The 14,214-nt window shown below is 52.3% G+C and carries 14 protein-coding genes; 12 read left to right on the forward strand and 2 right to left on the reverse strand.

The window, feature by feature from the left end; translation table 11 throughout:
- The first annotated feature begins 56 nt into the window (after nt 1-56).
- From CEE36_02185 to CEE36_02225, 9 genes are all read left to right on the forward strand, one after another.
- Complete coding sequence (locus CEE36_02185; GenBank protein ID TKJ43948.1) at nt 57-434, forward strand: hypothetical protein; 378 nt, start codon at nt 57-59, stop codon at nt 432-434.
- A complete protein-coding gene (locus CEE36_02190) occupies nt 434-808 on the forward strand; it encodes a hypothetical protein (GenBank protein ID TKJ43949.1) in 375 nt (124 codons plus the stop codon). Before CEE36_02185 ends, CEE36_02190 begins: the two co-directional genes overlap by 1 nt.
- Before the next feature lie 223 nt (nt 809-1,031).
- The gene (locus tag CEE36_02195; protein TKJ43950.1) at nt 1,032-1,736 is read left to right on the forward strand and encodes a TIGR02391 family protein; all 705 of its coding nucleotides are present in this window, start codon (nt 1,032-1,034) and stop codon (nt 1,734-1,736) included.
- Complete coding sequence (locus CEE36_02200; GenBank protein ID TKJ43951.1) at nt 1,733-2,233, forward strand: hypothetical protein; 501 nt, start codon at nt 1,733-1,735, stop codon at nt 2,231-2,233. Before CEE36_02195 ends, CEE36_02200 begins: the two co-directional genes overlap by 4 nt.
- A 525-nt stretch (nt 2,234-2,758) precedes the next feature.
- On the forward strand, nt 2,759-3,316 hold the full coding sequence (locus CEE36_02205; GenBank protein ID TKJ43952.1) for an RNA polymerase: 558 nt from the start codon (nt 2,759-2,761) through the stop codon (nt 3,314-3,316).
- Nucleotides 3,313-3,870 (forward strand): hypothetical protein, encoded by a 558-nt coding sequence (locus CEE36_02210; GenBank protein ID TKJ43953.1) that lies wholly within the window; start codon nt 3,313-3,315, stop codon nt 3,868-3,870. The genes CEE36_02205 and CEE36_02210 overlap by 4 nt, the downstream gene beginning before the upstream one ends.
- Before the next feature lie 13 nt (nt 3,871-3,883).
- Nucleotides 3,884-5,101 (forward strand): hypothetical protein, encoded by a 1,218-nt coding sequence (locus CEE36_02215; GenBank protein TKJ43954.1) that lies wholly within the window; start codon nt 3,884-3,886, stop codon nt 5,099-5,101.
- Nucleotides 5,098-5,931, forward strand: coding sequence for a hypothetical protein (locus tag CEE36_02220; protein ID TKJ43955.1), 834 nt, complete (start codon nt 5,098-5,100; stop codon nt 5,929-5,931). The genes CEE36_02215 and CEE36_02220 overlap by 4 nt, the downstream gene beginning before the upstream one ends.
- A 210-nt stretch (nt 5,932-6,141) precedes the next feature.
- Entirely contained in the window at nt 6,142-7,845 is a 1,704-nt protein-coding gene (locus CEE36_02225) for a hypothetical protein (protein ID TKJ43956.1), read from the forward strand.
- Nucleotides 7,846-7,980: 135 nt separating this feature from the next.
- Here the strand turns inward: CEE36_02225 and CEE36_02230 are convergent, their stop codons facing one another.
- Nucleotides 7,981-8,409 carry a hypothetical protein gene (locus CEE36_02230; GenBank protein TKJ43957.1) on the reverse strand — a complete coding sequence of 143 codons (429 nt, stop codon included), beginning with the start codon at nt 8,407-8,409 and terminating at the stop codon, nt 7,981-7,983.
- A gap of 2 nt (nt 8,410-8,411) precedes the next feature.
- On the reverse strand, nt 8,412-10,349 hold the full coding sequence (locus tag CEE36_02235; GenBank protein ID TKJ43958.1) for a hypothetical protein: 1,938 nt from the start codon (nt 10,347-10,349) through the stop codon (nt 8,412-8,414).
- Between the two features lie 66 nt (nt 10,350-10,415).
- Here CEE36_02235 and CEE36_02240 point away from each other — a divergent pair, with 66 nt between their 5' ends.
- The 3 genes from CEE36_02240 to CEE36_02250 all read left to right on the forward strand — a co-directional run bounded on the left by CEE36_02240 (nt 10,416) and on the right by CEE36_02250 (nt 13,947).
- Complete coding sequence (locus CEE36_02240) at nt 10,416-10,844, forward strand: hypothetical protein (GenBank protein TKJ43959.1); 429 nt, start codon at nt 10,416-10,418, stop codon at nt 10,842-10,844.
- A gap of 44 nt (nt 10,845-10,888) precedes the next feature.
- The gene (locus tag CEE36_02245; GenBank protein ID TKJ43960.1) at nt 10,889-12,565 is read left to right on the forward strand and encodes a hypothetical protein; all 1,677 of its coding nucleotides are present in this window, start codon (nt 10,889-10,891) and stop codon (nt 12,563-12,565) included.
- A 131-nt stretch (nt 12,566-12,696) separates the two neighbouring features.
- The gene (locus CEE36_02250; GenBank protein ID TKJ43961.1) at nt 12,697-13,947 is read left to right on the forward strand and encodes a glutamate dehydrogenase; all 1,251 of its coding nucleotides are present in this window, start codon (nt 12,697-12,699) and stop codon (nt 13,945-13,947) included.
- Nucleotides 13,948-14,214 lie beyond the last annotated feature (267 nt).

Genomic DNA, 14,214 nt, shown 5'->3' on the forward strand with positions numbered 1-14,214 from the left:
TGGCTAAAAATCCGCTTAGACTCACGAGTAAAATCATAGAGACTGAGAGGTGAAAGATGAAAAAGATAGCCCTCGTGGCCACGATTGTGCCCTTACTTATAATATCCCTGGGATGTGCAGGACCACCGCCTCCTGAACTGATCTACCCTGAGGACGGTGGAATCCTGCTCAACCTGCCCTTCACCTGGTCAACCGTGCCTGAAGCCGAAAACTACCTCTTCGAGATCGCCACAGACCAGGTCTTCGCAAGTGTTATCCTCGATGAAGTCCTCACAGACAACACCTACCAGATTCAAAACACTGAGATTTTCCAGACAGGCATCACGATGTACTACTGGCACGTTTACGCCGGAGACGGCGAGAACTGGGGCGAGGCCTCGGAGACCTGGATGTTTACCATAACCAGCGGAGGCAAGTCTTGGGGAAGCTTTTGATGAAAGCCTTTGCCGCTGCATTCGTTGTGCTGATTTTCTCAACGGTTGCCTGTCTGATAAGCCCTGACGCACCAGGCCTTCTTTACCCACCCGACGGCGACACCATCTCAGGCAGCCAGGTTACGTTCTCGTGGAGCGCGGTCGAGGACGCAACATACTACAAGCTTGAGATAGCCTCGGACGAGTACTTTACGAGCACGGCCTTGAGCGAGGACTCGGTTGACGCCACGTCCTACACGGTGGATTTGGAGTATGAGACCAGTCCGCTTAACGGTCAGAGCACCTACTACTGGCACGTGGCGGCTTTTAAGGAGGGTTGGGGCTCCTGGTCCGGGGTGCGCAGCTTCTACAACGCCAACCAGGAACACCCGTAACCCGTCGCGCGTCACTATGATGCAGGACGAAGAAGGCGGCTAAGAAGAAGGGGATTAAGATTCCTATGAAGCGATCCCCCTTCAATTCCCCCTTAATAAGGGGGACATAGGGGGATTGTCATTACGAGCGACTGACGACCGCAGGGAGGAAGGACGAAGCAATCTCAGAGGGGTTGACATAACCTTAGTTTAAGAGTATATTTGGGGGAAATAGGAGGTTAGCATGGCTTTAACGAAACAGCAGAAACTTCAAGTCTTTCGTATCATTGAGGAAGCGGAAGAAGGTGTAAATCTCAATAGAATTATAGATGGAACATTGAAAGACGTGATCCGAGGTAGTGGCTCTTCACCTGAATTTGGGTACGATAAAGTGGAAGCATCTAAAGAAGAAATCCGGTCATACTGGCAAGAACTTCAAACTAAAGGGTATATTATTCCCATAAATAATTACACTAAGGACTGGTTCAAGCTTTCACCAAAAGGCAAAAATTATTGCGAAAGACTAAAGGCTTCACAAACGGAACCACTTGATGTTGATCTGGACTCCGTGATTTTCCATGAGCAGCTTCGGGAAGAAATAAGGACTCTCTTTGAAGATGGCGAATATGCAGAGTGTGTGGTTAAGGGTGCAAGATTGCTAGAACGCCTGCTCCGAAACAAAACGGGGTCACCTACTGATGTAAAAGGGGTTGGGTTAGCTTCATTAGCTTTCAAGCCTGAGGAAGGTGAGCTAATTGCACCATATTGCCAAGAAAAAAGTCACGAAGAAGGCTTTCACTGTTTATACTTAGGTGCTATTAAGTTTATTCGGAATCTAGCCATCCATCATTCAGAAACATTAAACGATCAGATTGATAATCTGCAAATGCTTATCTTCCTTGATCTTCTTTTTCGACTATTGGAGAAGTCAAAACCCAGGAAACCATGATGATGGTTGAACTGCTTGTGAGCACGATAGCAGGCGCTATTGTTGGTGGAATACTTGTGTTTGTTTCGACGTGGTTATTTGACATAATCAAAATAAGGCCGCGATTCGGCGTTCAAGTTCCTGCAGCCTCTAAGTATCATTCTACCGGAAGACGCAAAGGAGAAGACGTTATCGCATGGAAAATACAATTGACTTTATTGAAGGGACAGTTCCCAATTATCCATGGGGTTCAACTATTAAATAAACAGAAAACCCCATGTTTGCTTTATAGTGACAATACGACAGAACACATGCCTACTGGGGATACTTACATTCGATCGTATAAAATAAGACCAGTTGAATCTAAAGAAACGATTAATCCTGCTGTTTCCTTCAGGGCTAATTGTGCAATGGAGGAAAAACCATATTACTTAAAACTCTATTTTAATTTGAACAAACGTAAGATTATTAAAATCCCCCCAATCGAAATTGAGAAGTACCTAGAAGATTGGCAATAATCTAATCCCTTGACATCCCCACCCTCCTTCAGTCCTCTCAACCAAAAACAAAGGAGGCACGCATCAATAATCACCACCCCATACCGTTCATACCCGTTGGCGCGGGGCACTCGCCTGGCGTGTATTTCTTCAGGATTGAGGGTGACGCGTCAGCTACCACTCAAAAGGTGATCCTGATCCATTAACTCCCCCTCCCTGGTGGCGAAGTGCCCCCGTCGGGTAAGGGGGATAAGGGGGGAGGGGATTCACCCCAAAAACCCTCAAAAATACCCCAAAATCGCCCCATTTTTGTCCAACTTTTGTCCAACTTTTGACCAGCTTTTGACCATCTTTTGACCAGCTTTTTTGCGACGAGTTGCACTCAAACCTGACGAGTTGGAACAATAGAATGGGGCGAGCAGATGTCGCGAGCAGGGGGTGTTTAATTGTTCTTCCACCCGTAACACACCTCCCTATCACGCTGAAGGAGTGTATGTTACGGTGTGTTACGGGTTGACAGGTCGGTTTTAGCACTTATTATCCGCAATGGAGGATCGGCTCCGCATCAACGCAGAGGACATAGCTTTAGTAGAGCGTGTCCTTGCCGACAACCGCTCGGCGCAGCGCGAGCTGGTGCGCCGCTATCAGGGACCGATCTTTGCATACATCTACCGCTGGCTGCGCAACCGCGCAGACGCCGAAGACCTGACCCAGGACGTATTCCTCAAGATGTTTCGAGCGCTTGGCACCTACTCCCGCAAATCAAGCTTCCGCGCATGGCTCTACCGCATCGCCCGCAACCGGGTCATAGATTTCATTAGGCGCAAGAAACCGGCAGCAATCGATATAGATAAGGTGGTGATAGCCGGTGAGGACTCACCGGTCAAGACCTATAGCCGTGCCGCGACAACAGAAACCCTTGAGGACACGATCGCTGAACTGCCGCCGATCTACAGTGAGGTTCTGCTTCTAAGGCACAAAGATGAGTTGACTTACGAAGAGATAGTAGATGCAACCGGCCTGGCCCTGGGAACGGTAAAGGCGAGGTTGCATCGTGGCAGGGCCTTGCTGCGAAAAAAACTTGACGAGGTGAAACCTTTATGACTAAAACACCGTCTGCCAATGTGATGGACTGTGCACAGACCAGACGATGGGTCCAGCTAAAACTGGATGGCGAAGGACTACCCCCGGAGCTAAAAGGGGCCTTTGAGGGGCATCTGGCATCGTGCGTAAGATGTGCTACGTGGGTCGCCAAGATGGAGACTATGATCGCCAAATTAGCCAGGCTGCGTGAACCCAGGCCCTCTTTCGGATTCGAAGCCAGGCTTATGCGGGCGCTCGGCCTTGCTCCTTTGCCCTTGTGGCTGCGATGGGCCGCGGGCGTGGCTCTTGGACTGGCAGGTGCCTGGAGTGTTGTCTTACTTCTGGTTGGAGAGAACGCCGTTTTCCATGTCCGCGAGGGTCTTTACCTAGTTCCGCGTGCACTGCACCTTAGTAAACTTATCTCTTACCTGCGCCCCAATCTTGCCGAATACCTCCCCGGTATACTGAGCGCAGCGTCTATACTGCTTGGAGCGTTAGTAATACTACTTGTCCTGGGTATCCTTGCCAGCCGGATGTTGAGCCGAACACGACCGCTTGCGGCAAGGAGCATATAATTATGGAGGCCAGATGCACCCTTTCCTGTGTTGCCTGACCTTCTTAACCCTTATCGCCTCCCCTCCCGAGGCCGAAATTGATATAAGCCTCGAGTCTGCTAAGGATATCTCGGAGAATAGTACCAAAATAGAATGTTGCGCTCACCTCCCTATTCACTCTGTGCATGCTCGCGTTTCACATGATCATAGACGTAGGAAATCACGGGTTCACATACCGTTTGACTCCGTGCACCCCTACGACATAGCCATTACTGGCGACGCCACGATAGAAGGAACCGTCGAGGGCGACATAGTAATCTCTGAAGGGATGCTTACGTTAGAAGGAAGCACAGAAGGCGACGTTGTGCTGATTAGCGGCGATTTCCTTATCTCAGGCGCCATCAAAGGCGACCTGGTAGCGATTGGTGGTGAAAGTGTGGTTTCAGGCAATATAGAGGGAGATGCGGTGTTCATCGGCGGTGCCCTGGAGCTCGACTCGACCGCAGTGATTGAAGGAGACCTTGTGGTGGTAAGCGTGGAGCTGAAAAGAGACCCTGCAGCGGTAGTAAAAGGCGATGAGACTGAGGTTTCGCTGGGGCCTTTGGGCAAGATTCTCGCAGGTGTTCTTTCCCGTCGTGTGCCACCAGGGGAAATAGAGGCAGGTAAGCCTGCCCATGCGTTTGCGTCAGGTATAGTTTTTATTGCTTCGTTTGCTCGTCTAATCTTGATTGCCGTTCTGTATCTTTTGGGTTTGCTTATGCTCCTAGCCATACCTCGCTGGCAGCACCGTTCAGAGCTGGCCGTGGAGCATGTCATATGGAAGACGGTACTTACAGGTGTAGTTTACCGGCTGGCAGTTGGAGGAATCTTCGCCATACTTGCGATTTCTATAATAGGATGGCTGCTTGTGCCTTTAGCCGTGTTAGGGTGGGCTTTTATTGCACTTATGGGCATCCCTCAAGCCTCTCTGTGGGTTGGACGATGGATCAAGAAGTGGCTTCGATTTTCATTCGAGTCCCGAATCGGGCTTTATTCCCTCGGATTCATAACCATTTACCTCTTAAGCATTCTCTCGGCGGTTTTATCGCTTCTCCTTAGAGGAACAAGCCTGCCTGCCCGCATCGTTCACGTGATAGGCTTTCTTCTTATCTTCGGCGTTATGACCGTGGGGCGAGGCGGCATCATCTATACGCTTATCTTCCCTCGCGAAGTGCGTGCCTTGGAAAAACACCTTAAACAAGGAGCCGAATGAGAAGGGGTAGGAAGCGAACGTTTTTTGCCCGCCTCGGCCGCGGGTTGGGCGATCTTTTGGCTAAATACAATCGCCGCAACGGCCCGCTTCTGGCCAAGGGTTTGGGATTCAGCTTCCTTTTCGGGTTGATCCCGTTGCTTTTTCTCTCTGTATCCCTTGCCGGTTACCTTTACCGTGTGGCCCCGGGTCTACAGCGTTTCATCACCGAGGAGTTCCTGGCCTTCATACCAACTCAGGCGCGATCGGTGCTTCTTTCACACATAACCACCGCTTCAGGTAACTGGGGCGCTATCGGGATATTGGGTATTTTAATCCTCCTGGGTATCTCGGTGGCGCTGTTCGACTCGATCGAGCGTGCTCTTGCCACGATGCTTTCGGCCCCACGACGCAAATTCCACTTCGGCAGGCTCATATCCCTTGCTCTTATGGTTGGTGCAGTGCTTTGCTTCTTCGGTGCTGCGGCACTTTCTACAACCGCAACCTACTTCCGCAACGCCATCTCGTTTTCACCTGCTCTTGTCTACTGGGGCGGTAAGGTACTCTCCGGCTTGATGTTCGCGTTCATACTCCTTGGTCTTTACTATCTCTTTGCACGCAGGCGTCTTCGCTTCTGGCCTACCCTGGGCATAGCGATTGGAGCCTCGCTGGCATGGCAGATTATAGTATCGTTGGGCTCGGGTTTGATCCGTTACGCAGGCCGCCGGGTTATAGTCTTCGGTGCATTGGCCTGGGTTACGGTGTTCTTGATCTATTTGCGGGTGCTTGCCGAGCTTTTATTGTTCTCAAGCCTTCTGGTGAGCCGCGCATCACCACCGCAGGAAACAGAATAGCATAACTCCTCTCGCTTTCCAAGGTGTTGCACTTCATTATTGAACTCACGAATACAAAATTTAAAATTGGTAACGGAGTTCCCGCCCTTTGCATTTTACAATTTGATATTTGCATTTTGAATTTTGCACTCGGGGCTTTGCCCCGCTCGTCCTTGACATAACCCATCTTCCGGATAGTATTTTTCCTGTAGCTATCCCAAAGGAGGTAAAATGTCGATACTTTTGCTTTCCGCGATCCTTTTCTCCCAGGCTGGCGACACCACCCAGCCGGTTTTGACCTGGGAGCCACAGATGCCAGGGTGGGGAGATACGGTGACCATCCTCTATCACCACACTGCACCCCAGGCCCAATTTAAAGGGTTGACCCCTTTGTGGATTAAATTCACTGAAGGCGGACGGTACGAGTGGAAAACCCGGAAGATGGAACGTGAAGGTGGAATCTCCACCGTCGGATTTGCGGTGCCCGAGTCGGTATTAACCATAACCGTAGGAGTGCACACCGTCGAAACCATAGACTGGCAGGCCTATAAAAGTATACCGGTAGCAGCCCCTGAAGGATGGTTCTCAATTGCAGAAAAGCTGGCGGAACTCAGAAGTCTCTTTCTTGCCATAGACATGGGACGTATCAGCAAAGAAGAGGCCCAAAGAGTGCTGGACAGCCTTCGGGCAAATCCTCAAGATGATCCCGGCTACCGTTCGATATGTCTCTATGGCTTTCTTAAGCTGGATGAACCGGATTCTGCCTGGGCTATACTCCAATATATGCAAAAAAAGGATGCGGGAACCCCTCAATACAGTAGTGCTCTTTCCTCCTTTGCCTACGAGCTATCCAGCGGGAAGGTAGATCTGTCCACCCAAAAGAAGGATAGGCTTAATCACTGGATAGACCAAGAGCTTTTAGAAAGCGGTTCCTTTTCCACATCCTTGCTCAGCTTTGCCGCTTCACGCTGGGGAAAGGACAGCACCCATCTATCCGCAGGAGAGCAGGGGAAGATACTTCAGAAGTTTATAGAAAACAACCCTTACGACCTTTACGTCAGGGATATGTTGGTCGGTTACTATCTCCGGGCGGGCGACACCGCCGCGGCGAAAGAGGAAATTGCTAAAACGCTCCAATTGAACTTAAGCAACGCCCCCCAGAAGGAAGGCGAATACTTTCACACTAAATCCAGTGATCGGATACTTTCCTCTCTGATGCTCGAGCAGGGCAGATTGCATGCCGCTCAGGGAGGGTTTGACGAGGCGTTGGCGGATTTCAGTTTTGTGATACTCCTGAAGGATGACAACGAGGGTGCGGCCTACTTTGAGCGTGCCAAGGTATGGCAGAGGCTTGAGCGTTATAGAAGGGCCGAGGGTTCGTTTGTCAAAGCACTCAAAGCAGGGTATGCTCATGCAGAACCGGCACTTAAAGGCATCTACCTTCTCAACCACGGCAAGGAAGGCTACGACGAGTACCTTACCGAGAAGTTGAAGCCCTCAGAGGATGAAGAACTAAGGATGACCAAGGATTTCGGTTTTGCCGATCTTGAGGGTAATCCGGGACGGTTCTTCGACTACCGCGGCAAGATCGTGGTCGTAAACTACTGGGGACTGGGCTGTGGGCCGTGCAAGAGGGAGATACCGTGGCTCAACGAGCTGGTTGAAGAGTATACAGGCACCGATGTCGAGTTCCTTGCCTTCTCCTTTGACAAAGCCGAGGCACAGAAGGACTACTTCAAAGACCATCCGTTCGAATATACCAACCTCATCCAGGATGGTCCAGGGATCTTCCAATCCATAGGCCTTGGTTCCTCTCCCCTGCCCTGGCATGCAGTCGTTGATCCCGAGGGTCGGGTCCGGTTTACACGCATCGGCGGCCGTGAGGACAACTCCGACATGAAGCTAATAATCGACCAGCTTCTGCGCGAACAATAAAACACCCCAAGGCGTCACTTCGTTACGCCTTGGGGACCCCGAGGAGGGATTTACACGGAAGGATGACCGAGTAAAGGATAGAAAGGCGGCCCGGAACTCCGGGCCGCCCTGTCAAAATGCCTCCTCGGAGAAAAACTAGGGCGAGTGCCTGGCCGGAAGCTCTTCCCAGGCTTTCTCGGTCTTCTCCTGGGCGCCCTGCGCCTTCCAGTAGAGGTTTATCCAGCGTACCCCACTAACGCGGCTCGTCTTGTCCCACAACTCACGTGTCTCCTCTATCTGCTTGCGTAGTCTCTTGACATCGTTCACGTAGGGTGATTTTCCGTCTTCGGAAGTAGTCTTCACGAACTCATCAAGCTCCGCCTCCATTACGTCAAGCTTCTTTGTGAAGTAGTTATTCACCGGATCGCGCATCTCGTTTACGGTTCGCTTAAGGCCTTGAATTGAAAGAATGGTAAAGACGTTTATGAACCCGGATACGATCAGAAGTCCAAAAAGCACCCATCCGATAATCGTTGTAGAGTCGGGTTGCCTTTGCTTGACCTCTTTTTGCCTCGTCCGAGCCATGCCTACATCTCGCCAAGTATAACGAACTCCACACGACGGTTGAGTTCGCGTCCCGACTCGCTGGTATTGGATGCGATGGGCATCGTCTCGCCATATCCGCGTGGAACCAGCCGACGCGGATCTATCTGATGGGTCATCACGAAGTAGTTGACCACCGAGGCCGCGCGAGCCTCTGAAAGCTTCTGGTTGTATGCATCGGAGCCGACGCTGTCGGTGTGTCCCTGAATCTCAACACGTATGGATGGATTCTCCTTGAGGATCTTGGCCGCCTCATCGAGCACCACATAGCTCTGAGGCTTGATCGTGGATTTGTTGAAATCGAAGTAGATGCCGCGAAGGGTGAAGGTCATACCTTTCTTGACCAGCTTGAACTCCTTCTCAGTAACCTCGTCCTCACTGATCACCAGAGGGGAAGGTTGTTCGATGTATCCTTCGGCTGAAACGATGATAGCGTAGGTTCCTGCAGGGATCTCCGCCTTGAACACGCCCGTAGTGGCATCCGCCTGGACCGGTGGGATATCGGTATCAGGAAAGCGTACCACACCGGCTAAGAGTTCCTCGGTCTTGCGGTCCTTGATCTGACCTATGAACTGTCCTACAACCTTGGTGGTCTTAAGCATAACATCCAGATTAGATGTGCGGTTGACGTCAATCTGAACCGTGTTGATTGCAGGCACGAACTCCGCTGCCGTAACCTCGACTGAGGCCACACCCGTGGGCACCGAGTCCAGACGGTAGAATCCGTTGGCGTCTGTTTTGACAGGTGGACGCTCAATCCCTTTGAGCGCAACCTGGGCATCCGAAAGCGGTCGGCCGGTCTTCGCGTCCTTGACCACCCCGGTAATCGAACCGTAGGTCTGCCTGGGCATAAGCAGTATATCCTGGGTGGTGGTCTCGTCCTCCTTGACCACCATGGGGATACTTGTCTCCCGGTAGCCTTCTGCCCGGGCTACAATGGTAATCACTCCCACAGGAACATTCTCAAACTGGAATACACCTGTAGCCGGATTGGTATTAACCTCAGGGATCTTAATGGAGGTATCGGCGAAGGATACCCGGGCGGCAATCGGTTGCTCCGTGACGGCGTCACGTACGGCACCGGCGATCACCCCCACGGGCACAGGTGCGGGACGAAGGAAGGGTGATACGAAGTTTATCCCTAAGATGCCCTGGAAGGTGGGGGCGTTACCGAAGGCGATGTCCAGACCCAGATCAAGCCCTACACCGAAGGGGAAGGTGAATTTGATCCCCGGAGTGACGCGAAGCGCGTTTTGGTTGAAGTCAAAGAGTGCGTCCAGTCCCTGTACCGTTGTCGCTTCTAGCGTGACCGCGTACGTCTTGGCAGGGAGCTCAAGCCCCACCCCCAGAGCAAGTGAATCCTCGACGTTGGTGCCGGTGCTGGTAAGGTATCCGACATTGAAAACCAGGTTAAAGGGAGCGGAGATCGAGACGTCTGCGAAATCAAAACCCAAAAGCAGGCCGCCGCCGTAGCCGAAGCCCGGATTTACCGTATCAGCAGGATCATGTAGAAGTTCGAACTCCTCACTGAGGGTATTAATAGAACCCAGACCCATGAGGCCAAACTTGAACACAGGAACGGCCAGAACACTTGCCTTAAGTCCGAAGCGGGTGTCGTAGAAACCTGCCCGGGTGTTGGTAAAACCAAAGTCCTCGGACCAACCCGCGTAGGTAGGCGAGACCCAGAACCCCATCCAGTCCAGAGGAGCGTAGGTCACCCCGCCGTGCAAGGCTAACTGGTACCAGGAGGTATCGCCAACCTCCTGATTCTGTATTGTGTTGTGCAGGGAAAGGGAAAGCATCCCATAGCCGTCTGTTTTTGTATCGATCACCCTGTAAAATCCCCGGCTCCCCCCTATCGCAGGGAACCCCGCGGCAATCCCAACCACTAAAAGCACCGCAACCAAACTACGTTTGAGCATGACGTCTCCTTATTTTTTTATACTCCATTTTAAGGAAAAGGGGCGCGGTGTCAAGAACTGTATCGCGTGATTGCTGTCGTGAAGGCATGGGGCTTCAAAGCAACTATATGGAAGGATGTTTACACCTCTACCCTATCCGTCACTGAGGGTTGGTATTGGCTCTCGATCTACGATGAAGGCTCGGTCCTGCTTGCTCAATCCGATTCCGTGTTTTGTGGAACCGATACTCTACCTCCTCTCCCTATAGCTGATTTTGGGGGAAGACCAACTGCGGGTCCTGCCCCTTTAGCAGCCTGGTTTTATGATCCGTCAATCAGAAACACGATGAACGAATGGGATTTAGGGGACGGATACAAAACTTCTGAATCCCCCGGGGGTGCCTTTCGTTATATTTACGAAACCGCTGGAATCTATACCGTTACCCTTATAGCTAGAAATGAGTACGGGGCCGATACGCAACCGGATATGCCACCATCCACCTTGACAAAGGGGTAATTTCTCGGTAAACTTTACTAAAGTCTAAGTCGAAAGGAGGCGATATGGGCAAAAAGATCGTGGTAGGGCTATTAGGCTTAGCCCTGGCACTTTTTGCCGAGTTCAATCGTTCTTCCGTATTGATAGATGTCCCGACCGCCTATGTGCTGCGGCACAAGGTGATTCAAGGGACGGCGGTTGGAGCGTTTGCTTTAAGCGCCTACGATTCTATACCCCCACCTTACGATTTCGATCTCTGTCTGGGCGCAGGGATAGGGAACTTCCTGGAGATATCCCTCTCAGCCTACAGCCTTGAAAACTACTCTCTGGGCTTCACCGCCCTCTTGCTGCGGGAGAAGAAGTACTCCCCATCTGTGGCGATAGGGGTCCATGAGATAACATGGGTGCCGTACATCGGCTCCTTTGGAGGAGGCAACGAACTTAGTGCGGATCCTGGCTCCGGTAACCGGAATCCCGAGGATAAAATCATCGACAAACCAGGATTTATCTACTGGGAACAGCAGGAGTGGTTCAGTGCATTCGCTGTGGTCTCAAAACAGTTCTGCAACTACTTCCGTATCCACGCAGGTCTTGGTCGAGGCCGCTACACGGGTTACGGACGCATCTCCCAGTACTTCAACACCGATATCTTCAACGAGAACGCGGTCTCCGAACTGGCGTTCGGGCTTTTTGGAGCAGTAGAGTTCAACTACCGTGATTGGTTTTCTGTAGCCGCAGAGTACGACGGAAGGGATGTGAACTTCGGCACCAAGGTGGGATTTAATCACTGGGAACTCTATCTTGCAGTAACACGTCTTGAGAACCTCATTGACACCACTACCAGCTACTCACCCCGGTTGGTTGCCGGGCTGAATCTCTACACCTCGCCTTACCATAAACTCCCCAAGGGAACGGAAATAGTAGGCAAGGCAGCCTACCCTGACGGTAATCCTGCGTCGGGTGCCGAGATCGAGGTCTTTAGCGATAACTACACCCAGGAGACCACCGCTAACGAAAGAGGCCTCTACAAGATGCGTGCGGTGCCCGCCGGCATGGTGACGCTCGTCGCATCCCAAGAAGGATACCGCAGCAAACCTAAGCTGCTGAAGGTTACCTTGGATTCTCCGACAAAGGCTGAGGACCTTGTTCTTAAGGACATCCGCAATAAAGGGACAATCCGCGGAACGGTAAAGGATGCGGAAGACGGCTCAGGCATCCTTGCAAACGTCTACGTAGTCGAAACGGGTGACGCGGTTCGTGCCGGTCCACGCGGCGGGAGCTACGAGATCGTGGGGCTTGAAGCGGGCAAGTACACCCTGCATGCACAAGCGCGAGGCTACTTCGATCACGAGATCACCTCCGAGGTAGGTGCCGGCTCCACTACTGAACTCGACATCAACATGAGCAAGAACTGGATCATCTTCCACTTCAGACCGGGCGAGAAGCTGATCGAGCCGCGCTATGTGCCCGTACTTGAGGACGTCGTGCGCTTCCTTAATGACCGACCGAAGATGGTCGTCGAGATACAGGGACACACAGACAGCGTAGGTGATGCCAAGGCCAACAGAGAACTCTCACGCAAACGTGCGGAAGCGGTACGAGACTACCTAATCAAGAGGGGCATCAGCAAGAGAAGACTGGTAGTCAAGGGCTATGGAGAGCTTGCACCGATAGGAGATAACCGCACGATCCTGGGACGTGACATGAACCGCCGCGTGGAGCTGAAGGTCTTAAGCGAATAGGGAGAAGCGTTATAGGAGTTTTTAATCCCCGCCCCTTGCGGGCCGTCGAGAACGGAGCCGAGCTGAACTCATGCTTCTCGATGGGAAAACAACAAAAAAATCTCAACCCTCTGTAGCTAGGAGGATGACCAATGAGTGAAGAGCTGAATCCCTTCAAGATAGCACAGGCTCAATTCGATGAAGCAGCCGAGGTTCTCGGACTTGAGCCAGCGATGCGCGAGATTCTTCGCTGGCCGCGCCGTGAGTACTCCTTCACCATCTCTGTGAAGATGGATGACGGAACCACCGAGGTCTTCCACGGCTACCGCGTTCAGTATAACGATGCCCGCGGTCCTACAAAGGGCGGCATTCGCTGGCATCCTGCCGAAACCATGGATACCGTGCGCGCCCTTGCCGCATGGATGACCTGGAAGACCGCGGTCGTTGACATTCCCTTGGGCGGTGGTAAGGGCGGTGTTACCTGCAATCCCAAGGAGTTCTCCGAGGGCGAGAAGGAGCGTCTGGCCCGCGGATGGATGCGTGTGATTGCCCGTGAGCTAGGCGAACATCGCGACTCCCCGGCTCCTGACGTCTACACCAACCCACAGATCATGGCGTGGATGATGGATGAGTTCGAGAGCATCGTGGGCCGCAATCATCCTGCGGTGATCACCGGCAAGCCCATCCCGATCGGCGGCTCCCAGGGACGCGGCGACGCTACCGCACGCGGCGGCATCTTCACACTCCGTGAAGCCTGCAAGATCCTTGGTGTTGATCCCAAGGGGACATACGCCATTCAGGGATTCGGCAATGCCGGTCAGTTCGCGGCGCTTCTGCATCCTGAGGTGCTTGGCGGCGGTAAGCTGGTTGCTGTTTCCGACTCCCGCGGCGGTATCTATGTAGAAGGCGGCATGGATCCCAAGGCCATCGTTAAGCACAAGCTTGAGACCGGGAAGGTAGGCGACTTCCCAGGATCCACCAAGATCACCAATGAGGAGCTTCTGGAGCTCGATGTGGATGTTCTCTATCCCGCCGCGCTGGAGAACGTGATAACCAAGGAGAACGCGCCGCGCATCAAGGCCAAGATCAGCTGCGAGCTGGCGAACGGACCTACCACTCCGGAAGCCGACGTTATCCTTCACGAAAAGGGTGTGCACGTGATCCCGGACTTTTTGGCCAACGCAGGCGGCGTGACCGTCTCCTACTTCGAGCAGGTTCAGGGCACCTACAACTACTACTGGCCACTGGAAGAGGTTCGCAAGCAGCTGGATGCCAAGATGACTGCGGCCTACCACGCGGTTTACAAGATGCATAAGGAGAAGAAGGTGCACATGCGTCTGGCCGCCTACCTGGTTTCTGTGGCGCGTGTGGCCGAGGCGGTCAAGCTCCGCGGCTGGGTATAACAAATCACCCCAACCGGTTACTTCGTAACCGGCCGGGGACCCCAAAAACTTATGCTCCTTTTTGCGTCTTAGGACGCAAAAAGATCGCAGAATTGAAAATGAAGGCCGACCTTAAGGTTGGCCTTACCTTTATTATCTCCGATCTTTTATCTTAGTGCACTACGTGTACTAAGATCACAAGTATGCGTAAAGTACAAAAGGAGCAGGTCAACACTTGACACCCAATCGGAAGTTGTGTATAGTCAGACAAAATAATCATAACTTAGA

Source organism: candidate division TA06 bacterium B3_TA06 (assembly GCA_005223075.1).
GTDB lineage: Bacteria > Hydrothermota > Tepidihabitantia > B3-TA06 > B3-TA06 > B3-TA06.

Coding starts and splice junctions, on each gene's coding strand:
- CEE36_02185 (TKJ43948.1), top strand. CDS start 57: ATGAAAAAGATAGCCCTCGTGGCCACGATTGTGCCCTTACTTATAATA.
- CEE36_02205 (TKJ43952.1), top strand. CDS start 2,759: ATGGAGGATCGGCTCCGCATCAACGCAGAGGACATAGCTTTAGTAGAG.
- CEE36_02220 (TKJ43955.1), top strand. CDS start 5,098: ATGAGAAGGGGTAGGAAGCGAACGTTTTTTGCCCGCCTCGGCCGCGGG.
- CEE36_02235 (TKJ43958.1), bottom strand. CDS start 10,349: ATGCTCAAACGTAGTTTGGTTGCGGTGCTTTTAGTGGTTGGGATTGCC.
- CEE36_02225 (TKJ43956.1), top strand. CDS start 6,142: ATGTCGATACTTTTGCTTTCCGCGATCCTTTTCTCCCAGGCTGGCGAC.
- CEE36_02245 (TKJ43960.1), top strand. CDS start 10,889: ATGGGCAAAAAGATCGTGGTAGGGCTATTAGGCTTAGCCCTGGCACTT.
- CEE36_02230 (TKJ43957.1), bottom strand. CDS start 8,409: ATGGCTCGGACGAGGCAAAAAGAGGTCAAGCAAAGGCAACCCGACTCT.
- CEE36_02210 (TKJ43953.1), top strand. CDS start 3,313: ATGACTAAAACACCGTCTGCCAATGTGATGGACTGTGCACAGACCAGA.
- CEE36_02190 (TKJ43949.1), top strand. CDS start 434: ATGAAAGCCTTTGCCGCTGCATTCGTTGTGCTGATTTTCTCAACGGTT.
- CEE36_02195 (TKJ43950.1), top strand. CDS start 1,032: ATGGCTTTAACGAAACAGCAGAAACTTCAAGTCTTTCGTATCATTGAG.
- CEE36_02215 (TKJ43954.1), top strand. CDS start 3,884: ATGCACCCTTTCCTGTGTTGCCTGACCTTCTTAACCCTTATCGCCTCC.
- CEE36_02250 (TKJ43961.1), top strand. CDS start 12,697: ATGAGTGAAGAGCTGAATCCCTTCAAGATAGCACAGGCTCAATTCGAT.
- CEE36_02200 (TKJ43951.1), top strand. CDS start 1,733: ATGATGATGGTTGAACTGCTTGTGAGCACGATAGCAGGCGCTATTGTT.